This window comes from Halorubrum sp. Atlit-28R (genome assembly GCF_003665955.1).
Lineage (GTDB): Archaea > Halobacteriota > Halobacteria > Halobacteriales > Haloferacaceae > Halorubrum > Halorubrum tropicale.
The window spans coordinates 1-482 of sequence record NZ_QPLS01000182.1; the positions used below are offsets into that span (position 1 = coordinate 1).

General features: G+C 61.8%; 1 protein-coding gene. It reads left to right on the plus strand.

The features are described 5' to 3' along the window. On the plus strand, positions 1 to 482 hold a 482-nt coding region (locus tag DVK06_RS17445; protein WP_147438178.1), incomplete at both ends, for a hypothetical protein.

The following is a 482-nucleotide window of genomic DNA, read 5'->3' on the forward strand; positions in this document are numbered from 1 at the left end:
GACAACAGCCAGGTCGGCAACGCGACCGTCTCTGTCGACAACAACTTGCCGACGTACGACCTCGCGTCCATCGACGGCACCGACAGCACGGTCTACACGAACGACTCGGTCAACGTCACGTACAGCACTGATGAGAACGTCACCATCGTATACACGCTGGAGTCTGAAACCGGCGTGAAGAAGACGTTCACGCGAACGTCGGGCCAGACGTCCGGTGCGGACCACACGCTCGACGTGACGTCCGCACTCTCGGACGGCACCTACAGCGTGAAAGCGACGGTCACCGACGAAGCGAACAACGAGCGCGTCGTCACCCGGAACAACCCGGTCGTAGTCGACACGACGAAGCCCGGAATCGCGGCAACGCTCGACTTCAACGAGGCGACGGGGAACCTCACCGTCAACGTGACGAGCACGGAATCGCTCGCCACGACGCCGGACGCAGAGGTTACGTACCCCAATTCGAACACGGAAGCCCTGAC